We start from the raw sequence: 21,102 nt of genomic DNA, 5'->3' as shown, positions 1-21,102 counted from the left end.
TTAAAATTTTAATGATGAAAGAATAAAGGAAAGACTTATGTCCAGTGAAAAATTATCAGTACAAGACATTATTTTGACACTGCAAGAGTTTTGGGCCGAAAAGGGTGCCAACTTGATGCAGGCTTATGACAACGAGGTTGGGGCAGGAACTCAAAGTCCTTACACCTTCCTGCGCGCTAACGGTCCAGAACCTTGGCGAGCAGCCTATGTTCAGCCTTCACGGCGACCAGCCGATGGTCGCTATGGTGACAACCCTAACCGTCTGTTCCAACACCACCAATTCCAGGTGGTAATGAAGCCTTCACCTGATAACATTCAGGAATTATACCTCGCTTCTTTGGAAGCCTTGGGCATTAAGCCCTTGGAACACGACATTCGTTTCGTTGAAGATAACTGGGAAAACCCTTCGATGGGTGCTGCCGGAATTGGTTGGGAAGTTTGGTTGGATGGGATGGAAGTGACTCAGTTCACTTATTTCCAACAGGTTGGTGGAATCGAAGTTGATTCTGTTACTGCTGAAATCACCTATGGTTTGGAACGATTAGCTTCTTACATTCAAGACGTGCCAACGGTTTATGATTTGGAATGGGGTCACGGCGTTTTGTATGGTGATATTTTCAAAGAGCCAGAATACGAACACTCAAAGTATGCCTTTGAGGAGTCAAATCAGGAAATGTTGCTCCAACACTTTGATGATTATGAAAAGGAAGCACAGCATAATTTGGAATTAGGCTTGGTTCACCCAGCCTATGACTATATTTTGAAGTCTTCTCATACCTTTAACCTGTTGGATGCGCGGGGAACGGTTTCCGTTACGGAACGAGCTGGTTATTTGCACCGAATTCGGACAATGGCTCGAAAGGTTTCAAAGGTCTTTATCGAAGAACGAGCTAAGCTTGGCTTCCCATTGTTGAAGGATGAGGCATTACGTGAAAAGTACTTGGGCGCTAAGGGAAAGTACGCCAAGAAGGAGGATCAGGACTAATGGCAGATTTTATTTTAGAAATTGGTTTGGAAGAAATGCCAGCCCACTTGGTAACGAGCTCTGAAAAGCAGCTGGTCGACCGAGTTTCTGATTTCTTAGACGAACACCGACTCGATTATGAAGCAATGAAGCCATTCTCAACGCCACGGCGTTTGGCTGTTGAATTGACTGGTTTGGCAGCCGGTTCAAAGGCTGTTGAAGAAGAGAAGCGTGGACCAGCCGTTGATCGTGCTAAGGACGAAAACGGTGACTGGTCAAAGGCTGCTCAAGGATTTGCTCGTGGACAGAAGACCACACCAGAAGCCTTGATTGAAAAAGACGGCTACTTGTGGGCCAAAACTGAAATTGCTGGTGTGCCAGCTGCTGAAATTTTGGCAAAGTTGGGCGCTGAGGTTGTTGAAAAAATGACCTTCTCAACTTATATGAAGTGGGGTAACCATAGCTTCTCTTACATCCGTCCAATCCGCTGGTTAGTGGCTCTTTTGGACCAGGATGTAGTTGATTTTTCTGTTTTGGACGTTCAAACAGGTCAAACAACTCGTGGTCACCGTTTCCTATCAACGGAAAACGTGACGATTGCGAGTGCCACTGATTACGAGCAGACGTTGCAAGATGCCTTTGTTATGGCTGATGCAGCTAAGCGTAAGGCAACCATTCAAGCACAGTTGGAAAAGATTGCCCAGGACCAAAACTGGCACTTGGATTTGACGACTGATCAGGCACAAGACCTTTTGGAAGAAGTTAACAACATCGTTGAATGGCCAACGGCCTTTGCCGGTAACTTTGACCAAAAGTACTTGGATTTGCCAAAGGAAGTCTTGGTAACCTCGATGCGTGACCATCAACGCTTCTTCTTTGTGACGGATGATCAGGGTGACTTGTTGCCACACTTTCTTTCTGTCCGCAATGGAAACGAAGAAAACTTGGCTAACGTTGTGGCCGGAAACGAAAAGGTCTTGGTTGCTCGTTTGGAAGACGCCGTCTTCTTCTACCAAGAAGACCAACAAAAGTCGATTGACGATTACATGGACCGCGTGAAGAAGCTGGTCTTCCATGAGAAGATTGGTACTGTCTACGAACACATGGTTCGCGTACGGGCTTTGGCTGGCCAATTAGGCCAGGCGCTGGGGCTGTCGTACGAAGAGTTGTCTGATTTGAACCGGGCTACTGAAATTTATAAGTTCGATTTGATGACTGGCATGGTCGGCGAATTTGACGAATTGCAGGGTGTGATGGGTGAACATTACGCCAAGCTCTTTGGTGAAAATGATGTTGTTGCCCATGCGATTTTGGAGCATTATTTGCCAACTTCAGCTACTGGTGAAGTCGCTGATTCAAAAATTGGAGCGGTATTAGCCGTTGCCGATAAGCTCGATTCTATCGTGACCTTCTTTGCGGCCGATTTGATTCCATCTGGTGCCAACGACCCTTATGGTTTGCGTCGAGCAGCAACTGGGGTGGTGCGGACACTTGAAGCGCATGATTGGCACTTAGATCTTTTGTCCGTCTTGACCAACTTCAAGGACCAAAACAAGGACGTAGCCGATGCTGATTTGGCACAGGTCATTACCTTCTTGACGGACCGTGTCAAGAAGCAGGCCGCCGATGCCGGCGTTCGTTCGGACATTGTTTCTGCTGGAACGGCCAACGTGGTCACTGGTGATTTGGTTTACGTGGCTGATCGAACAGAGGTCTTGGCAAAGCACGCAAAGGATGCTAACTTCCGCGATGTGATGGAAGCCTTGTCTCGGGTAAGTCGCTTGGCAAGTAAGGAACGAATTGAGGCTGCCGTTAAGCCTGACTTGCTTGAGAACGACCAAGAAAAGGCTTTGTACGAAGTAAGCAAGGATTTGAACTTGGCTGAATTGGAAAATCAGGGTGCGGAAGCATTGTATCAAGCGTTGGCTACATTGCAAGAACCAATCGCTGCTTACTTTGAAAACACATTGGTTAACGATAAGAAAAAGGCAATTAAGAACAACCGTTATGCCCAGTTGAATGCCTTGGACAAGTTGATTGCTGGTCTGGGTGATATTGAACAAATTGTGATTAAATAAGTAAACTTATAAGTTTACTTTACAAATAAAAAGGAACCCTAATGGGGTTCCTTTTTATTTGATTGTAAAAGATGAAGTTTATTTTAAGATTAGTTTTAGTGAAAAAATTAGTAATCATAGCAATTAAAATATTTAAGCACAGAAACCTCGTTATTTTTTCTAATTGATTAATTATATTTCTGCATCATTGCTATGATGCGCCATATATTGTAATATTAATTACAAAGATACAATTTACTTTACGAGGGAGTCGCTATGAAGAGTATGGTTAATGAAAAGCAACACATCAAAATGTTTAAAAGTGGTAAATTTTGGCTTTTTTCAGCCATTACCAGTTTTGCGATTTTTGGAGGAGTATCGAACAATGATTTGAGCCACGGCAGTGGTTTACTATCACCACTGACAGCGGTAGCTGACGACGTTTCGAATCAGAATTCATTGGCATCCACTAAAACTGATTTGTTACAAAAATTGCAGACACTAAAGCAGCAAGAATATAGTCAGGCGAGAGGTGTTGGCGATTATTCAACTGCTGTTCAGCAGGCTGTCATCATTAATGAAATTAATGCGCAAACGGCAAAGGTGAACGCTGCTGATTCAGTTGGGGATGCTAATGCTGCTTACGCCAGTGCGGTTGCTAACTTACAGGGTTTATCGGTATATAAGCAAACAGCAGAAAATAATATCAGGAGTGCAATTAATAATTATGAGAATTCATTACCTGATTTTGCCTCCCAATACTCGAGTGCCCAACGTTTACGCACTATGTTTCTCGAAGTTGAATTCAATTATTTGTGCTACTTAATTGATGGAGCACAAAATCGTTCTGGTGTTGACCAGGTTGTGAGTACAATGCCTTTTTATGATGATGTCAAAAAAGCAGTGACGGGAGCAACACCAGATGAACCGTATAATCAATTACAAACACTGCTTGATCAGTCTATGGATTTGTCGTTCAAAATGTGGTCTGAAGTGACGAATGATAGTAATGTTTTTGACAGTAATGCAAAAGCAGACATGATTACTGCAACTACGAACGGTATTGATAATGCAAAGAAAATTGTTCAAGATTATGCCAACGATTTAAAACAGATGTTTGATAAACTATATGACCAATCTTTTATATTGCCAATCCAATTGGAATATAAATATATCGAGGACGTCACTATTGATCAACAGGTTCAAACGTATTTGGCTAAAGTTAGTGCTAATACGGCGCTTAGCCCTGCCGAAGTTCAGGTCAAGGTGGATGCCATTAAAAATGTTGGTGTTACCTATAAGCAAAAGATTAATCAAGTCTTTTCTGCGGATGACTATCTTAACATTAGTAACCAGGTACAGCCAGCCTTAGATGCTGCATTGGCTGTTGAGCCAAGTAGCACGAGCACAACACCAACGAATAGCAATTCTACTAGCGAGAGCGCTACAAACAATAGTAGTTCGGCAACATCAACGAGTGATCATTCAGCACAAAGCGGTTCAACTACAACCAGTACGACACCAACGAATACCAATTCTACGAGTGAAAGTGCCACTAACCATGGTAGTGAATCTGTATCGACGAGTGATCACTCAGCACAAAGTGGTTCCGCTACAACCAGCACAACACCAACAAATAGCAATTCTACTAGCGAGAGTGCTACAAACAATAGTAGTTCGGCAACATCAACGAGTAATCACTCAGCACAAAGCGGTTCAACTACAACCAGCACGACACCAACGAATAGCAATTCTACTAGCGAGAGTGCTACAAACAATAGTAGTTCGGCAGCATCAACGAGTGATCATTCAGCACAAAGCGGTTCAACTACAACCAGTACGACACCAACGAATAGCAATTCCACGAGTGAAAGTACAACCAACAATGGCAGTGAATCTGCGTCAACGAATGATCACTCAGCACAAAGTGGTTCAACTACGACCAGTACGACACCAACGAATAGCAATTCCACGAGTGAAAGTACAACCAACAATGGCAGTGAATCTGCGTCAACGAGTGATCACTCAGCACAAAGTGGTTCAACTACAACCAGTACGACACCAACGAATAGCAATTCCACGAGCGAAAGTGCTACAAACAATGGTAGTGAATCTGTATCGACGAGTGATCACTCAGCACAAAGTGGTTCAACTACAACCAGCACAACACCAACGAATGACAATTCTACGAGTGAAAGTGCTACAAACAATAGTAGTTCGGTAACATCAACGAGTAACCACTCAGCACAAAGCGGTTCCGCTACAACTAGTACGACACCAGCGAATAGCAATTCCACGAGTGAAAGTACAACCAACAATGGTAGTGAATCTGCGTCAACGAGTGATCAGTCTGCACAAAGTGGTTCGACGAGTACTAGTACGATACCAACAAGTAGCAATTCAACAAATGAGAGTAGTGGTAGCACTGTTTTGACTGGACGAAGCGTTGCCAATGGTCCGCAAAATTTGGTGACTCCAGCGGTGACTGCAAATCAGTATGGTTCGAGAACAGATGCTGATAGTGGTGATGTTGTATTACCTCGTACTGCTACAACTCGTGTCGAACTGTTTGATCAAGAATTAGCGGGCGGTGTTATCGCCGCTATTTCAGGATTCTTCCTGTTGGCCTCTCGGAAGCGACGCCAAAAGTAATATTACAGAATCATAATACAAAAGGGAGGCACACGGCGATTTTGCGGGCCTTCCTTTTATATTCTGTAGCAAAAATATGATTGCGGAATCTGTTCGAATGGGCTAAAACCAGAATAACTCTTTGTTTCATCAGGGTTTTCCTGTAAAATGAATGGTAAGTACAGACTCTAAAAAAGCAGGATATTCATGGCAGATTTTACTTTAGAAGAATTAAAAGAACGGCAAAAGCGTATTCGAAACTTTTCCATTGTGGCCCATATCGACCACGGAAAGTCGACGATTGCTGACCGAATTTTGGAACAAACCCAAACGGTGGCCGAACGTGATATGCAAAACCAGCTGCTGGATACCATGGATTTGGAACGGGAGCGCGGGATTACCATCAAGTTAAATGCGGTCGAGGTTCATTACAAGGCCAATGATGGCGAAACTTATATCTTTCATTTGATTGATACACCGGGGCACGTGGACTTCTCTTATGAAGTTTCACGGTCTTTGGCGGCGGCGGAAGGGGCCATCTTAGTGGTCGATGCGGCCCAGGGAGTGGAAGCTCAAACATTAGCGAACGTTTATTTGGCGATTGATAACGATCTTGAGATTTTACCGGTTATCAATAAAATCGATTTGCCTGCTGCTGACCCAGAAAAGGTCAAGGGCGAAATTGAAGATGTGATTGGTCTCGATGCCTCTGATGCCGTTTTAGTTTCGGCTAAGCAGGGAATCGGCATTCCTGAACTCTTGGAACGGATTGTTTCTGATTTTCCAGCACCGGATGGTGACCTTGAAGCGCCATTACGGGCTTTGATTTTTGACTCACAGTACGATGCTTATCGTGGCGTTGTGGTCAATTTGCGAGTTCGTGAAGGGGTTGTCAAGCCTGGTGATCGAGTGAAGATGATGAACACTGGGGCGGAATACGAAGTGACGGAAGTCGGTGTCATGTCACCAAATGCTCAAAAGCGTGATTACTTGATGGCTGGTGATGTTGGCTATTTGACGGCATCCATTAAGGACATTCAGACCACGCATTCAGGAGATACGGTGACGTTGGTCGACAATCCGGCTGATGAGCCACTCCCTGGTTATCAGCCAATGACACCCATGGTTTATTCGGGATTATATCCTTCGGATAATGCCAAGTACGGTGATTTACGAGAGGCGTTGGAAAAGTTGCAGTTAAACGATGCTGCGTTGACTTTTGAACCCGAAACGTCCCAAGCCTTGGGCTTTGGGTACCGAGTTGGTTTCCTTGGTCTCTTGCACATGGACGTTATCCAAGAACGATTGGAACGTGAGTTTGATTTGGACTTGGTGACAACGGCACCATCCGTTACCTACCGGGTGACAACGGTTGACGGTGAAGTCTTGATGATTGAAAACCCATCTGAATTACCCGAAAGTCAACAAATCAAAATGATTGAAGAACCATTTATTCATGGCAATATCATGGTGCCAAACGAATATGTTGGGGCGGTGATGGAACTAGCCCAACGCAAGCGTGGGGAATTCGATACGATGGAGTACCTGGATGAAAACCGGGTCAACGTTAAGTATTACTTGCCATTGTCTGAAATTATCTTTAATTTCTTTGATAAGCTGAAATCATCCACGCGTGGCTATGCTTCCTTGGATTATGAAATCGATGGCTATCGCCCAGCTGATTTGGTCAAGATTGATATTCTTTTGAATTCAGAAAAGGTCGATGCCTTGTCCTTTATTGTTCACCGTGATTTTGCGGCAGAACGTGGTCGCGTGATTACTTCGAAATTGAAGGAAATCATTCCACGACAAAACTTTGAAATTCCAGTCCAAGCCGCAATTGGAAACAAGATTTTGGCCCGAACAAACATTAAGGCTTACCGCAAGGATGTTACCTCAAAGATTCATACGGGTGATCCTGATCGTCGAGCCAAGCTTTTGGATAAGCAAAAGCGTGGTAAGGCCCGGATGAAAGCTGTGGGAACGGTTACTGTTCCTCAAGAGGCATTCATGGCTGTTTTGCAGACGGACGATGATGAAAAGTATGCCCGCGGTAATTAATTTCTGGTACCTTCTGAGTGGTCTTGTTTGAAAAAATCAGAAATCCAGTTTAAAATGACGGTACAAGCGATTCGAAGGAGAGCGTAGCTGAATGTCTTTAAAAACTGTATTTCAAAAAGTAACCAACTACTTTCAACCTAAAATGATTGCAATTGGTATTACTCATAATGGGTCTTTAGAAGCAGCAGATGCTTTTGTTGAACGGCAAGTGCGCAAACCAACGCCGGACGACCGTGAGGTTTTGGTTCGGATTTTGGCAACGGCGGTTAACCCTGTCGACACGAAGATGCGGGCTGGTTATCGCCAGGACGGTGTTTTTCGCGTTTTTGGGCTTGATGTTGTTGGTGTGATTGAAGAGGTCGGTAAGGACGTGACTGACTTTTCTGTTGGCGACCGCGTCTTTTATGCTGGTAAGCAACACGCCTTTGGTGCCGATACCGAGTTTCAAGTGATTGAGGCCGACATGATTGCGTTGGCACCAAAGAATTTGGATAATGTCGATGCGGCAGCCATGCCCTTGACATCCATCACGGCTCACGATGTTTTGCACCATGGTTTTCATTTGCCGGTGGCGCAGAATAGTGCCCAGGGAAAATCAGTACTCATTATCAATGGTGCTGGTGGTGTTGGTTCGGTCTTGGTTCAGATGGCCAAGTATCTTGGATTGACAGTGATTGCCACGGCGGGAACGACCGAATCCAAAAATTGGGTCCGAGAGTTAGGGGCTGATTTTGTCCTTGATTATCATGAAGACTTGCAAAAACAGTTGGCAGCGATTCATTTCCCTCAAGTTGACTATATTGCCAACTTGCAGGATACGACGGCTTATTGGGATTTGATGGCGGCGGTCATTAAGCCCTATGGTGAAATTGCAGCGATTGTTGAAACGACATTACCAGTTGATTTAGGTGATTTAAAGAGTAAAGCTGCTTCGTTTTCTTGGACCTTTATGTTGGCACGCGGCAATGAAAACTTTAACCTTGCTGAGCAAGGCCAAATTTTGCGTGATGTTGCTAGCCTTTTGGACCAGGGGGTCATTCGCCCAACCGTTACCAAGGTCTACCAGGGATTATCAGTTGAAAACGTGCGTCATGCTAACCAGGATGTTACTAGCCACCATACGATGGGGAAAGTTGTTATCGATTATATGGCCGAAGAAGAGGCCAATAATAAGGTTGAACAGACGGTTGCTAATAATGTAGCACCAGTTGAAGTAACAATGGCAGATGCTAATAATTAACACGATTTGGGACGGGGACCAAGCGGTCCTCGTTTTTATTTGAGTCGTTGCAGGAATAATAAACGAGGAAAAAGATGATTACGTATCAAAAGGTTGTCTGGCAGGTACCGGCTGAAAATCAGGATGTAGTGATTGCGACCTTGGTAGCGCTCGGGGCAGAAGGTGCCGAGCAGGGGATAGACACGGTCACTATTTACCAGGATGTTAATCAAGAAGGTTTTGAAAATCAGATTGCGACCTACATTGCTGGTTTAACGGCCCTCGCCGAGCGAGGGCTGGCGATTAATAGCCAGCCAATTTCACAGGAACGATTGGATTCATCAACCTTTGAAAACGAATGGAAGAACTACTACCATGCCAGTCGCGTGACCAATCAGTTTACGGTGGTGCCTGCTTGGGAAGACTATCAAAAAGTTCAGGACCAGGAAAAATTAATCGTGATGGATCCCGACCAGGCTTTTGGTACTGGTACTCATCCAACCACTTCGTTGATGATTCAAGCTTTGGAAGCCGTTGTTCGTGGCGGAGAAAAAACGATTGACGTTGGGACTGGATCGGGTGTTTTAGCAGTCGCTGCCAAACATCTGGGTGTTGGTTCGGTATTGGCGACCGATATTGACGAAGAGGCAGTGGCGACGGCTCAAGCTAATTTGGCATTGAACCCTGTTGCTAGTGATGTCACCGTGATTGCGTCGGATTTGATGCAGGATGTGCCACAAGAGTGGAATCAGTCTGATTTAATCATGGCGAACATTTTGGCTGATGTGATTACGCCGCTGATTCCTCAAGTAGTACCGATGCTGACGGCTGACGGTTACTTCTTGGTTTCAGGAATTTATGATGATGTGGAACCCGCGATTGAAGAGGCCTTGGAAAGCCACGGACTAACCATCGTCCAGCACTTAAACCAAGGAACCTGGCATGCCTTTATTACCAAAAAGGCAGATGACTTAATCAACGACTGATTTTTTAGGAAGAGAAATCGATGCAACGTTACTTTTTAGAAGAACCCATTCAAAATCACATCGTCTTGACTGCTGATATGCCAGCTTTTAAGCACCTGGTGAAGGTTTTACGCGCCAAGGTTGGGACGAAAGCGGAATTTTTTGATGGTCAATCGCGTTTGGTGCTTGGCCAAGTCGAAGAAATCAGCCAAGACCAGGCCACCATTACGGTGCTGGCCGACATTGACCAGCAGGTTGAATTGCCTGTCGAGGTTACGCTGGTTGTTTCACCGATTAAAAAAGACCGTAACGAATGGTTGGCTGAGAAGGCAACCGAATTGGGTGCGAGTCGTTTACTTTTCGTGCCGATGGAACGGTCGGTCGTTTCCTGGAATGAAAAACAGGAAGCAAAGCAATTAGAGCGACTGCGAGCCAAAGCGGTTGGTGCTGCCGAACAATCCCACCGCCTGAAAGTGCCGGAAATTCGCTTTGCTGATTTTGCTGAAGTTTTGGCACTGGAAAAGGATCAGGGATTGGTCGCTTGGGAAGAATCTGCCAAGCAGGGCGAAAAGGCGGCTTTGGTTGATTTAGCGCAGGCCAGCCAGCCCGGCCAACACTTTGTGGCTGTCTTTGGCCCAGAGGGTGGTTTGACCGAAGAAGAGATTAATACCTTGCAAGAGGCCGGCTATCGTCCAGGCGGTTTGGGCCCACGAATCTTGCGGGCGGAAACGGCGCCGCTATATACATTAGCCGCTTTATCGACATTATTAGAATTAGAAAAATAACAGAAAAATGAGCCGGGGTTGTCAAAAACCTTGCCCTCATCGGCTAAACAGCCTATAATTTGTTATAACAATTTCACTGTGAATGAGGTTTTTACATGCGTAATTTTTTAAATAAATTACACCACTCAGCTTGGTTTTATAACTTATTGGTCATGATTTTCGTGGCAGTCTTGTTGCCATTTGTGGCCGACAAATTTGACTGGTCAGATATTAATCTGGTCTTTTGGCTCTGCTTTGTCTTAAATGGGGGCTTTGCTTTGTACTTTGGCGCTCAAATTCGCAAGCACGGTCTGCGTTTTTACTGGATTTTTGTGCAGCCACTGCTTTTTGGCGTGGTGACTACCTGGTACTTTGACTGGGTTGATACTGAATATGGTTATTATTTGGCCGGTTTGTACCTGGTTTTGACGATTTTTACTTTTTGGTCTGATACGCGGTCTGACCCTGATGAAGATTTATTGCCAATTGATGGCGGTTATGAAGATCTTTAAATAATCGAAGAAAGCGCCCCCCAAAAGGGGGCGTTTTTCTGTTAAAATACTAAGAGAATAATTTTTTACTTTTTACCCCCTTGGAGGAAGCATTCGTGATTACTGTTGCAGACATGTCATTTTCATTTTCTGGTAAGAAACTTTACCAGGACGTTAACTTAAAGTTGGTCCCCGGCCATACGTACGGCATTATCGGAGCCAATGGTGCCGGTAAGTCAACCTTTTTGAAATTGCTTCAGGGGGAATTGGAACCGACTGAGGGTGTCATCAGCATTAGCGATAACGACCGAATGTCATCTCTACAACAGGATCACTTCGCCTTTGATGACTTTACGGTGATGGATACGGTTATCCAGGGACACGAACGCCTCTACCAGGTTAAGACCGAAATGGATGCCATCTATGCCAAGCCTGATTTTTCAGATGAAGACGGGGTACGCGTGGGCGACTTATCTGCCGAATTCGAAGAGTTAGACGGTTGGAACGCCGAAACTGAAGCAGCACAACTGCTGACTAAGTTGGGCATCGACGAATCAATGCAACAAAGCATGATGGGCGACTTGACTGAAAACGATAAGGTGAAGGTCTTGTTGGCTCAGGCTTTGTTTGGCAACCCAGATATCTTGGTTTTGGATGAGCCGACTAACGGATTGGATGTGCAAACGATTGCTTGGTTGGAAGACTTTTTGGCCGACTTTGAAAACCTCGTGATTGTTGTTTCGCACGATCGTCACTTCTTGAACGTTGTTTCAACGAATATCTTGGATGTCGACTACGGTAAGATTACGCCGTTCGTTGGAAACTACGATTTCTGGCGTGAATCAGCTGAATTGGCCCAACGCTTGGCCTCACAGCAAAATGCTAAGAAGGAAGAGCAAATTAAGCAGCTGCAAGAATTCGTGGCAAGGTTCTCAGCCAATGCCTCAAAGTCAAAGCAGGCAACGGCTCGTAAGAAGCAGTTGGATAAGATTACTTTGGATGATATCAAGCCTTCATCTCGTAAGTACCCTTACATTTCCTTCCCATTGAACCGTGAATTAGGAAATGACTTAGTTCGCGTTGAAGGAGTTTCCAAGACGATTGATGGCGAAAAGGTTTTGGACAACATTACCTTTACTGGCCGTCCTGGCGATAAGATTGCCATCTTGTCCCGGTCTGATTTGGCAACGACCACGTTGATGCAAATCCTGGCCGGTACGATGGAACCCGATACTGGTTCTGTCACTTGGGGGGTCACGACCACCCAATCATACTTGGCTAAGGATTTGAACGATAACTTCGATGACCAGGAAAAGGTCATCTTGGATTGGTTGCGTGATTTTGCCGAAGAAGAACAGAAGGACAACACGTCATTGCGTGGTATGCTCGGTCAAATGCTCTTCAAGGGTGATGACGCCTTGAAGCAGATTAAGGTTTTGTCCGGTGGTGAAAAGGTTCGAATCGTTTTGGCTAAGTTGATGCTGTTGAAGGCTAACGTTTTGTTGCTTGACGATCCAACAAACCACTTGGATTTGGAATCAATTCAGTCATTGAACGATGCAGTTGCAGACTTTAAGGGTTCTGTTATCATGACTTCTCATGACCACGAATTCTTGGAAACAACGGCAAATCATATCGTTGAAGTTTCAGCCAAGGGCGTGGTTGACCGTTTGGATACCACTTATGATGACTTTATTAACACGGACAGTATTCAAGCCAAGGTGAAGGCTTTGTACGATTAATTCATGAGCTGATGGTGAGAACTATCAAGGAGCGCTTTCGAGCGCTTTTTTGCTTAAGTAAAAAGGAGATTTTTTAATGGCTGCAGGTATTGATAAATTAGCTTTCTACACGCCAGGACTAGCACTTGATATGGTCGAATTAGCAAAAGCCAGAGGCGATGAACCTGACAAGTATACGATTGGGATTGGCCAGTCGGTTCAATCTGTCGTGCCGAACTATGAAGACGTGGTGACGATGGGGGTTAATGCCGCCAAGAAAATCTTGACCGCTGATGATATTGCGGCGATTGATATGCTGATTTTTGCTACCGAGTCCGGGGTTGATAATTCCAAATCAGCAGCCGTTTTTGCGCAGAAGTTGTTGGGCCTATCGCCTTATATTCGGACAATTGAAATGAAGCAGGCTTGTTATGCCGGAACCTTTGGTCTGATGCAAGCTAAGGACTACGTGAACGTTCACCCTGACAAAAAAGTTCTGGTGATTGCGGCTGATATCGCTCGCTATGGGTTGAAGACAGCTGGAGAGGTCACACAAGGAGCCGGTGCGATTGCGATGGTGGTGAGCGCTAATCCGGCCATTGCTGAAATCGAAGATGATTCCGTCTATATGAGCCAGGACGTTCCTGATTTTTGGCGACCAGTGGCTTCCACAACTGCCTTGGTCGATGGCCATCTGTCAACGGATATTTACAAGGAAATGTTTTTGACACTTTGGACTCGGTATACAGAACAGCAAAAGTTGTCATTGGCCGACTTTGCTGGTTTTGCCTTCCATCTGCCATACACAAAGATGGGCAAGAAGGCGTTGGATCAAATCTTGGACCAAGCCACGCCTGAGCAGCAGCAATTCCTCCAAGAACAACTGGCGGCCTCACAGGTTTATAACCGTCAGGTTGGAAACCTCTACACGGGGTCAGTCTATCTCGCACTACTTTCCCTATTGCAGAGGGGACAAATCGCTGCTGGTCAACGGTTGGCTGTCTTTTCATATGGTTCAGGTGCGGAGGCCGAGCTCTTTTCACTAAAGGTCCAAGAAAACTTCCAGTCTGCTATTGCTAGCCAGGATGTTGATGGCATGTTGGCCGACCGTCGTCAGCTTTCAGTCAGTGAGTACGAGGACGTCTTCAATTCGCAGTTGTTTGACTATCGAGTTGATGTGACGACGGCGGGTCCTGAGAACGCGGGCTTGTGCCAATTTGTTGGTTGGCAAAATGGTCACCGTCAATACAAGATGAGCTAAAGACAAACATTTGAGACAAAGCGTGCTAAACGTTCTATTTTTGTCCTATTTTTAATTTAGAATGTTATCCCGTTGCAACTTGCTTTTGGTAAACTAAGAGAATAGGTAAACAGGTAAGTAAAGGAGAATTACCCATGGCAAAGCGGATTTATTTGGCTGGACCATTTTTTTCAGAAACACAGATTAAGAAGGCTGAGCGCCTCGAAAAGGTCTTAGAAGAACACGACCAAGTTGGTCATGTTTTTTCACCCCGAAAGCATCAGCATGCTGAGTATGAACTTTTTTCAGAGCCATGGCGTCACGCCGCCTACGGGTCTGATGTTGAAGCCATCGACAATTGTGATGTGATGGTAGCGTTGGCTGATTTTGACCGGGCTGATACCGATTCAGGTACTGCTTGGGAAATCGGTTATGCGAAGGCCAAGGGAATTCCCGTTGTCGTCATCAAAGAGGAAGCGGATATTACGTTGAACTTAATGATTGCTATGTCATTAACGGTATACTTCGACAAGATTGAAGATGTCGCTTCGTATGATTTAGAAGCTTTGCCAGCAAAGCCATATGATGGCGAGGTCATCTAAAAATCAGCAAAGCCAAGCCTGACAAAAATTGCAGGCTTTGAACCATTAATTAGAGGAGAAAATCATGATTAAAGCAGTTGTCACCGTTGTTGGCCAAGACCAAACAGGAATCGTTGCAGGAATTGCCACTACCTTGTCAGAACATGGGGTCAACATTTTGGATATGTCTCAGACCATTATGTCGAAGACTTTTACCATGTCAATGTTAGTAGCAATCGATGCTGCTGCTGATTTTGATGAAGTCTATGCCTCTGTTAAAGAGGAAGGCGCTCGCTTAGGCGTGACTGTACACGTCCAACGAGAAGAAATTTTTGATACGATGTCCCACATCTAATTTTGAAAAAATTAGTGCGAACAAAGACGAAGAAAAGAAGCAAATAATGGATACAACACAAATTCGAGAAACAATTCAGATGGTCAAAGAAGATAACTTTGACATCCGGACGATTACGATGGGCATTTCTTTGCTGGACACTGTTGGTGGTTCAGTTGAAGAAACGGCGAAGAACGTTTATCAAAAGGTGACAACCTATGCCAAGAACTTGGTGGCGGTTGGTCAACAAATTGAACGTGAATATGGTGTACCCATTACGAATAAGCGGATTTCGGTCACGCCGGTTTCTTTGATTGCTGGTAATGCCGATGAAAAGGAAATCCTTGTTTTGGCGCATGCCTTAGATGATGCTGCCAAAGAAGTTGGCGTTGATTTTATTGGTGGTTATTCCGCTTTGGTCCAAAAGGGCTTTTCACATGGTGATTTGGCGTTGATTAAGTCATTGCCAAATGCTTTGACGGAAACGGACGTTGTGATGTCATCCATTAACGTTGGTTCATCAAAGGCTGGGATCAACCTTGATGCTGTCAAGTTGATGGGTGAAACGATTAAGGCCATTACGGACAAGTCTGATACAGCAAATTCAAAGATGGTGGTCTTTGCCAATGCCGTTGAAGATAATCCCTTTATGGCTGGCGCCTTCCACGGTGTTTCAGAACCAGACGTTGTGATTAACGTCGGTGTTTCAGGCCCTGGTGTTGTTAAGCGCGCCTTGGAACAGGTGAAGGGTGAGTCGATTACGGTGGTTGCCGAAACCATCAAGAAGACGGCCTTCAAGATTACCCGTGTTGGTCAGTTAGTTGGAACGATTGCAGCGGAACGCCTTGGCGTACCGTTTGGAATTGTTGATTTGTCCTTAGCACCAACACCAGCTCGTGGTGATTCTGTGGCCGAAGTCTTGGAAGAAATCGGTTTGGAACAAGTTGGGACGCATGGAACGACTGCTGCTTTGATGCTCTTGAACGATGCCGTTAAAAAGGGTGGCGTGATGGCCTCACAAGGTGTTGGTGGTTTGTCAGGTGCCTTTATCCCTGTTTCAGAAGATGCAGGCATGATTGATGCCGTCCAGGCCGGAACGTTGTCATTGGCCAAGTTAGAGGCGATGACATCTGTTTGTTCTGTTGGGTTGGATATGATTGCCATCCCAGGTGATACACCAGCGACAACCATTTCAGCAATGATTGCTGATGAAGCGGCGATTGGTGTGCAAAACAATAAGACGACGGCTGTGCGAATTTTGCCAACGAATGGTACAAAGGTTGGCGACATGGTCGACTATGGTGGTTTGTTGGGAACTGCCCCAGTGATGCCAGTGGTTGATAAGTCTTCTGCTGATTTTATTAATCGTGGTGGGCACGTGCCTGCACCAATTCATTCCTTTAAGAATTAAAAAAGAAAAAATGAGTCCTCGACCAGGTTTGGTTTGGGCTCATTTTTTGTTGGCGTTGATATTTGGCATGGTAAATGATGATAAGAAAAAGGCCCACTTTGCAGTGGGCCTTTCATGCGTATTAGTTAAAATCATTGTGTTGACGGTGAGCGCGTCGACCATAAGAGTAGCGGTCGTTTTCAGCAACAACCCGCTTATTGAGTAAATCTTTGGCCTCATGATGGGTTGGTGTGAAGGCCGTCCCGTTTTTCCATGCTTCTCGTTGGTCACGGTGATTTAAAATGTTATCACGGATGCTCAAGAAGAAGGCATTGACCTTGACCCGCTTCAACCCAAAAATGTGGCGTAAATAACTTCTGGTCGAATTAACTGGTAGATTCATGACGAAATCCTCCGTATCGTTTCTGTAATTAGTATTACTATACAATGCCATTCGTCTAATTACTGTCACATAGGTCAAGGTTAGTGGAATCCTAACTATCTTAAGTTCTTCTTAATATTTGTCTTTGTATAATGGAAATATGGAAATCAATGCTGTACAACAATACCAACAATACTTGCGGGCAGAACGTGGTTATTCGCTTCAAACTGTGAAAGCGTATCGAACCGATATTGACGAATTTGTGAACTATTTGACCGATAATGGGGGCTTCACTGGCTTTACCAGCATTAAAAGCTTAGATGTTCGAGTTTACTTAGCCAGTCTTTATGATCAAATGCTCGCGCGAACAACGATTGCCCGTAAGGTTTCGAGTCTGAAAAATTTCTATGCTTATTTGGTGAGTGAGAATTTAGCCGTTGATAATCCCTTTGATGGGGTGGCGCTGCGGAAGCACCAGGCACATTTACCGGAATTTTTTTATGATAATGAGATGCTGGAACTCTTTCAGGTTGCCTATGACCAAAATGACCATCCCCTCTGGCGCCGAGATGCCTCTTTGTTGGAATTCTTATTCGCCACAGGAACCCGAGTTTCTGAATTTGCGGGACTGACATTGGACCAAATTGATTTAAATCAGCGTCTGGTGCTGATTCACGGAAAAGGGAATAAGGACCGTTTTGTGCCTTTTGGTTCATATGCCAAGAAAGCCTTGGAAGACTATTTAGACAATTGCCGGCCGATGTTAATGGCTAAAAGTCACCGTTTAGATCAAAAAGATGTCGTCTTCTTAAATGCCAATGGTGGCCCAATCACTACTGCCGGTGTGACTTATATTCTCAACCAGTTGATGCAAAAAACGACCCTAACGGGTAAGATTCATCCGCACATGCTACGGCATAGCTTTGCGACTGCTTTGTTAAACCGAGGAGCAGATATGCGGACTGTTCAGGAACTATTGGGACACGCAAATCTTTCAACGACTCAAATCTATACTCATGTTTCGAAAGCGATGCTCCAGGATTCGTATCAAAATTTCTTTCCACGGGCCAAAAAAGCGGGTGAAGGACACACAAAAAGAGGGGGATGATTTTTATCCAACAGTTTTTTTAAAGTGCGGGCCAATTAAATTGTCATTCTTAAGAATAGATAGTAAAATAAAGTTATGATAATTCTGGAGAATGACAAATTAAAGGTACAAATCAGCGAGCATGGTGCGGAGCTGATTTCAGCGTGGAATAAGGAAGCGGAACTAGAGTATATCTGGTATGGGGATCCCATGTATTGGGGTCGGCATGCGCCTAACCTTTTTCCTATTGTTGGTCGCCTTCAAGGTGATCAGTATGAACTGGCTGGTCAAACTTATTATATGAACCAGCATGGTTTTGCTCGAAATATGGATTTTTTGATTGTCAGTGAGCAGGATGACGCTGTTCGTTTGCGGTTGGAGGATTCCGAATCGACACGGCGAATTTATCCGTTCGCCTTTATTTTTGATGTTATCTTTACCCTGAATGGTTCATCATTGAAAGTTGAGTACGAGGTTAAAAATCCAGCGAGTCATGATTCACTGTTCTTCTCCGTTGGAGGGCATCCGGCCTTTAACCTCCCACTTGATGGTGGTAAATTTTCGGATTACTATTTGTCTGTGACCCCCGAAAAGGTTTACGATCGAATTCGCTTGGTTGGACCTTATTCGAATCCAAATGTGCCAACGCCATTCTCTTCCAATATTCCATTGCGTCTGCGTCAAGAAGACTATCATGATGATGCCATTATTTTGAAGCTCGATCGCCAGAAGACAACCTTCTTGTTGGCTCGGCTAGCGAACCAGCATGGCATGGAAATGACGATTGATAATGCCCAGTTTGTTGGTGTTTGGACACCAGCCGGGAAGGATGCGCCGTTTATTGCCGTTGAACCTTGGTGGGGGATTGCCGATACGGTTGATGCCACCGGTAACTTTAAGGAAAAGTTTGGTGTGAACGTCCTTGCAGCGGGTGATACCTTTAACGGTTCCTACTCGATGAATTTCTTTTAAGCAAAATATTTTAAATCAATCAATGAAAGAAAAAAGCCAGCTGCTCATCCAGCTGGCTTTCGGATTATTAGACTATGAAAATTACAGAATTATTTGAACAGAAAAAGCCAATTGCCCAGTCAGCCTTAGCCGTTCCGATGGCATTGGGGCCGGCCGATAAATTTACCCCCTTCAAGCAGGCGTTAGACCAGAAGAATCCAGATGCTGTTATCTGGCAAGCTGATGCCATTGTGGATGAGTTTTCCAAAGAAGTCATTTGGGACCAGGTTAAGGCCGGTGGTGCGCAGGCGGTTGAAGAAAGAGACGCTTCCGCGATGAAAAAAGCCGCAATGAAGGCAGAATTGGACCAGGCTCACCAAGAATTTCTATCTAATTGGCCGGCTATGCACCAGCAAATTGTCAAGGAATTAGTGGACAACGCTCTTCAAACAGCAGGAGATCACTTGGTTTTGCTGGCTTATACGACGAAAGAGGCCGGTGGTCAGGGAGAACTAGCGCCGGCTGACCAGGCTTATTTCTTAGCCACGGCATTGCAAGCCGGAGCAGACCGTTTTGCCGGAGTCTACTTGCCAGAGGAACTGGATGAAAATTTGCAGGAAAAGGTCATAGCCGTCGCCGAGAAAGTGGCTGTTCCGGTTATTCGAACGGGAATAATTGATGATTTGACGCCAGAAACAATTCGAGCGGCTTTCTCTGCTTTGTTGACCAAGAATCCGGATGTGGTGAATTTGCAGGTTGCAGCTGATCGACTAGCTGAAATTGACTTAGCTGATTTTGAATTAATTTTAGCCGGTTTGGCTGATCGAGCCGGCGAAACTGCTCTTGTGTTAACGGTTACCGGTATCCTTTCGAAGGATCAAATTGAATCTTGGCTTGTTTTTCAATCTGCCCTCGTCACCTTAGCCTTAGGGGAAAATTGGCAGACACCGTTGATTAAAAGTACGATTAGTGAATTAGGTTGGGCGTAATTGTTACTGTATCTATGAACTGATGTTTGTTTAGATTTTTTCAACAATTTGTGCGAATTGTGCGATGCTACTTGTCGATAATTTTGGGAATCAGAATGCATTGAACAGCAAACGTTGAATGCAGAAGTGCTCGATTGCCTATGATATAAAATAAATCTGCATGGATTAGAAAAACTCGTTTAAGAGATAGGAGCTTGCCTAACAAAGTTAGTGATGTTATACTATTGTTAACCAACTGAGGTAGTTTATCTATCTACCTACCCGGCACTCTTCGGAGTGCTGTTTTTTTTATGCTCAAAACTTAGCTTTACTGACTAGCCGTTCGACAGTATTATCGGCAGAAAAAAGACTCCGTTTTCCTTATCGGTTGATAGGGAGAGCGGAGTCTTTGCTTTATTGTCCATTATTGTTTGGGTATAGGTTGTTTAGATAGGCAACGAAACCTGATTTGACATCGCGAGCAATCTTTTGCTGATAGGAACTTTGACGAATGTAAGAGAAGTCATGGTCTGAATTAATGAAACCATTCTCGAGTAAGACGGCGGGTCTGGTGACGTCTTTAATCACGAGGTAAGGCATCGTTTCGTAACCGCGATTTTCAAGTGGGAGGTTATTCAGTGAGCCGTTTAAAGCTTGGGCGAGTGATTGTGAATTGTCATTATAATAATACTGGGAAACGCCAGAAGCACTGTTGTTCGACTCTGAGGAGTCGAAGTGGAAGGAAATCTGGGCATCGGCGTTATACTTTTCGGCCTTGCGGGGGATGTAAAGTAAGGGAACAACGACATCCTTGGTGCGGACCATGATGACCCGCGCACCGGCATCGGTCAGAACTTTTTCGGTCGCCAACGCTGTTTTCAGGGTGTAGGTCTTTTCATAATGCTTGCCATCCGTTGAAATCGCACCGGTATCGGAACCACCGTGACCGGGGTCTAAGACGATGGTTGCTTCAGACAACTGGGTAGCAGTTTTCAATTTAGTGTTATTAGCAACCCAAGAAGCAACCCAACCCACTTTTTGATTATTATCACGCTTAACCTGCCACCAACCATTGTTTTTAGCAACGACAGTCAGTTTGGTGCCGGCCTTCAACTTGGTGATTTGTTTGTAGTTCAGTCCCGGACCCGTTCGTAAGGGAACTTGGTCTGGACGAGTCGTCAGTTGGTTTTGTTGCGCCAGCGAGATGATGAGAATCATGGTCGCGAAGGTGAAGACGCCAACGATGATGGCTCCGATTTTATTTTGTTTAATCCAATTTATTAAATGAAACATCAA

Annotated in this window: 18 protein-coding genes; 16 read left to right on the top strand and 2 right to left on the bottom strand. The window is 44.8% G+C overall.

What is annotated here, in order from left to right:
- The first annotated feature begins 37 nt into the window (after window positions 1–37).
- The 13 genes from glyQ to FT12353_RS00675 all read left to right on the top strand — a co-directional run bounded on the left by glyQ (window position 38) and on the right by FT12353_RS00675 (window position 16,439).
- The gene (gene glyQ, locus FT12353_RS00735; RefSeq protein ID WP_059393402.1) at window positions 38–985 is read left to right on the top strand and encodes a glycine--tRNA ligase subunit alpha; all 948 of its coding nucleotides are present in this window, start codon (window positions 38–40) and stop codon (window positions 983–985) included.
- A complete protein-coding gene (gene glyS, locus FT12353_RS00730) occupies window positions 985–3,042 on the top strand; it encodes a glycine--tRNA ligase subunit beta (protein ID WP_203617076.1) in 2,058 nt (685 codons plus the stop codon). The genes glyQ and glyS overlap by 1 nt, the downstream gene beginning before the upstream one ends.
- A 255-nt stretch (window positions 3,043–3,297) precedes the next feature.
- Window positions 3,298–5,673, top strand: coding sequence for a KxYKxGKxW signal peptide domain-containing protein (locus FT12353_RS00725; RefSeq protein ID WP_203617074.1), 2,376 nt, complete (start codon window positions 3,298–3,300; stop codon window positions 5,671–5,673).
- Window positions 5,674–5,859: 186 nt separating this feature from the next.
- On the top strand, window positions 5,860–7,713 hold the full coding sequence (lepA, locus tag FT12353_RS00720; protein ID WP_059393399.1) for a translation elongation factor 4: 1,854 nt from the start codon (window positions 5,860–5,862) through the stop codon (window positions 7,711–7,713).
- A 91-nt stretch (window positions 7,714–7,804) separates the two neighbouring features.
- Window positions 7,805–8,953 (top strand): zinc-binding alcohol dehydrogenase family protein, encoded by a 1,149-nt coding sequence (locus FT12353_RS00715; protein WP_083994352.1) that lies wholly within the window; start codon window positions 7,805–7,807, stop codon window positions 8,951–8,953.
- 74 nt (window positions 8,954–9,027) lie between these two features.
- Window positions 9,028–9,918, top strand: coding sequence for a 50S ribosomal protein L11 methyltransferase (gene prmA / locus FT12353_RS00710; RefSeq protein WP_059393398.1), 891 nt, complete (start codon window positions 9,028–9,030; stop codon window positions 9,916–9,918).
- 20 nt (window positions 9,919–9,938) lie between these two features.
- Window positions 9,939–10,682, top strand: coding sequence for an RsmE family RNA methyltransferase (locus tag FT12353_RS00705; RefSeq protein WP_059393397.1), 744 nt, complete (start codon window positions 9,939–9,941; stop codon window positions 10,680–10,682).
- 95 nt (window positions 10,683–10,777) lie between these two features.
- A complete protein-coding gene (locus FT12353_RS00700) occupies window positions 10,778–11,173 on the top strand; it encodes a hypothetical protein (protein WP_059393396.1) in 396 nt (131 codons plus the stop codon).
- Window positions 11,174–11,268: 95 nt separating this feature from the next.
- Window positions 11,269–12,894 carry an ABC-F family ATP-binding cassette domain-containing protein gene (locus FT12353_RS00695; protein ID WP_047974465.1) on the top strand — a complete coding sequence of 542 codons (1,626 nt, stop codon included), beginning with the start codon at window positions 11,269–11,271 and terminating at the stop codon, window positions 12,892–12,894.
- A 76-nt stretch (window positions 12,895–12,970) separates the two neighbouring features.
- The gene (locus tag FT12353_RS00690) at window positions 12,971–14,134 is read left to right on the top strand and encodes a hydroxymethylglutaryl-CoA synthase (protein ID WP_203617070.1); all 1,164 of its coding nucleotides are present in this window, start codon (window positions 12,971–12,973) and stop codon (window positions 14,132–14,134) included.
- 134 nt (window positions 14,135–14,268) lie between these two features.
- Window positions 14,269–14,715 (top strand): nucleoside 2-deoxyribosyltransferase, encoded by a 447-nt coding sequence (locus FT12353_RS00685; RefSeq protein WP_059393394.1) that lies wholly within the window; start codon window positions 14,269–14,271, stop codon window positions 14,713–14,715.
- A gap of 64 nt (window positions 14,716–14,779) precedes the next feature.
- On the top strand, window positions 14,780–15,049 hold the full coding sequence (locus FT12353_RS00680) for an ACT domain-containing protein (protein WP_047974462.1): 270 nt from the start codon (window positions 14,780–14,782) through the stop codon (window positions 15,047–15,049).
- A 46-nt stretch (window positions 15,050–15,095) separates the two neighbouring features.
- Window positions 15,096–16,439 (top strand): PFL family protein, encoded by a 1,344-nt coding sequence (locus FT12353_RS00675; protein ID WP_168778259.1) that lies wholly within the window; start codon window positions 15,096–15,098, stop codon window positions 16,437–16,439.
- Window positions 16,440–16,560: 121 nt separating this feature from the next.
- Here FT12353_RS00675 and FT12353_RS00670 read toward each other — a convergent pair whose 3' ends face one another.
- Window positions 16,561–16,821 carry a hypothetical protein gene (locus tag FT12353_RS00670; protein WP_059393392.1) on the bottom strand — a complete coding sequence of 87 codons (261 nt, stop codon included), beginning with the start codon at window positions 16,819–16,821 and terminating at the stop codon, window positions 16,561–16,563.
- 139 nt (window positions 16,822–16,960) lie between these two features.
- Here FT12353_RS00670 and xerC point away from each other — a divergent pair, with 139 nt between their 5' ends.
- The 3 genes from xerC (at window position 16,961) to FT12353_RS00655 (ending at window position 19,827) form a co-directional block, all read left to right on the top strand.
- Window positions 16,961–17,908 (top strand): tyrosine recombinase XerC, encoded by a 948-nt coding sequence (xerC, locus tag FT12353_RS00665; RefSeq protein ID WP_059393391.1) that lies wholly within the window; start codon window positions 16,961–16,963, stop codon window positions 17,906–17,908.
- 75 nt (window positions 17,909–17,983) lie between these two features.
- The gene (locus tag FT12353_RS00660; RefSeq protein WP_047974458.1) at window positions 17,984–18,859 is read left to right on the top strand and encodes an aldose 1-epimerase family protein; all 876 of its coding nucleotides are present in this window, start codon (window positions 17,984–17,986) and stop codon (window positions 18,857–18,859) included.
- Between the two features lie 74 nt (window positions 18,860–18,933).
- Window positions 18,934–19,827, top strand: a complete 894-nt coding sequence (locus FT12353_RS00655) for a type I 3-dehydroquinate dehydratase (protein WP_203617056.1) — start codon at window positions 18,934–18,936, stop codon at window positions 19,825–19,827.
- Window positions 19,828–20,220: 393 nt separating this feature from the next.
- On the opposite strand, the gene FT12353_RS00650 is transcribed toward FT12353_RS00655, so the two are convergent.
- A complete protein-coding gene (locus tag FT12353_RS00650; RefSeq protein ID WP_203617054.1) occupies window positions 20,221–21,099 on the bottom strand; it encodes an N-acetylmuramoyl-L-alanine amidase in 879 nt (292 codons plus the stop codon).
- Window positions 21,100–21,102: the final 3 nt, after the last annotated feature.

Origin of the sequence: Fructobacillus tropaeoli, assembly GCF_016860625.1 — a bacterium.
Lineage (GTDB): Bacteria > Bacillota > Bacilli > Lactobacillales > Lactobacillaceae > Fructobacillus > Fructobacillus tropaeoli.
The sequence above is the reverse complement of the archived record's forward strand: the minus strand, read 5'-3'. Positions and strand labels throughout refer to the sequence as shown.

Bases quoted from the DNA above. Each gene is read 5' to 3' on its own strand.
- glyQ (WP_059393402.1), top strand. From the start codon at position 38: ATGTCCAGTGAAAAATTATCAGTACAAGACATTATTTTGACACTGCAA.
- glyS (WP_203617076.1), top strand. From the start codon at position 985: ATGGCAGATTTTATTTTAGAAATTGGTTTGGAAGAAATGCCAGCCCAC.
- FT12353_RS00725 (WP_203617074.1), top strand. From the start codon at position 3,298: ATGAAGAGTATGGTTAATGAAAAGCAACACATCAAAATGTTTAAAAGT.
- lepA (WP_059393399.1), top strand. From the start codon at position 5,860: ATGGCAGATTTTACTTTAGAAGAATTAAAAGAACGGCAAAAGCGTATT.
- FT12353_RS00715 (WP_083994352.1), top strand. From the start codon at position 7,805: ATGTCTTTAAAAACTGTATTTCAAAAAGTAACCAACTACTTTCAACCT.
- prmA (WP_059393398.1), top strand. From the start codon at position 9,028: ATGATTACGTATCAAAAGGTTGTCTGGCAGGTACCGGCTGAAAATCAG.
- FT12353_RS00705 (WP_059393397.1), top strand. From the start codon at position 9,939: ATGCAACGTTACTTTTTAGAAGAACCCATTCAAAATCACATCGTCTTG.
- FT12353_RS00700 (WP_059393396.1), top strand. From the start codon at position 10,778: ATGCGTAATTTTTTAAATAAATTACACCACTCAGCTTGGTTTTATAAC.
- FT12353_RS00690 (WP_203617070.1), top strand. From the start codon at position 12,971: ATGGCTGCAGGTATTGATAAATTAGCTTTCTACACGCCAGGACTAGCA.
- FT12353_RS00685 (WP_059393394.1), top strand. From the start codon at position 14,269: ATGGCAAAGCGGATTTATTTGGCTGGACCATTTTTTTCAGAAACACAG.
- FT12353_RS00680 (WP_047974462.1), top strand. From the start codon at position 14,780: ATGATTAAAGCAGTTGTCACCGTTGTTGGCCAAGACCAAACAGGAATC.
- FT12353_RS00675 (WP_168778259.1), top strand. From the start codon at position 15,096: ATGGATACAACACAAATTCGAGAAACAATTCAGATGGTCAAAGAAGAT.
- FT12353_RS00670 (WP_059393392.1), bottom strand. From the start codon at position 16,821: ATGAATCTACCAGTTAATTCGACCAGAAGTTATTTACGCCACATTTTT.
- xerC (WP_059393391.1), top strand. From the start codon at position 16,961: ATGGAAATCAATGCTGTACAACAATACCAACAATACTTGCGGGCAGAA.
- FT12353_RS00660 (WP_047974458.1), top strand. From the start codon at position 17,984: ATGATAATTCTGGAGAATGACAAATTAAAGGTACAAATCAGCGAGCAT.
- FT12353_RS00655 (WP_203617056.1), top strand. From the start codon at position 18,934: ATGAAAATTACAGAATTATTTGAACAGAAAAAGCCAATTGCCCAGTCA.
- FT12353_RS00650 (WP_203617054.1), bottom strand. From the start codon at position 21,099: ATGTTTCATTTAATAAATTGGATTAAACAAAATAAAATCGGAGCCATC.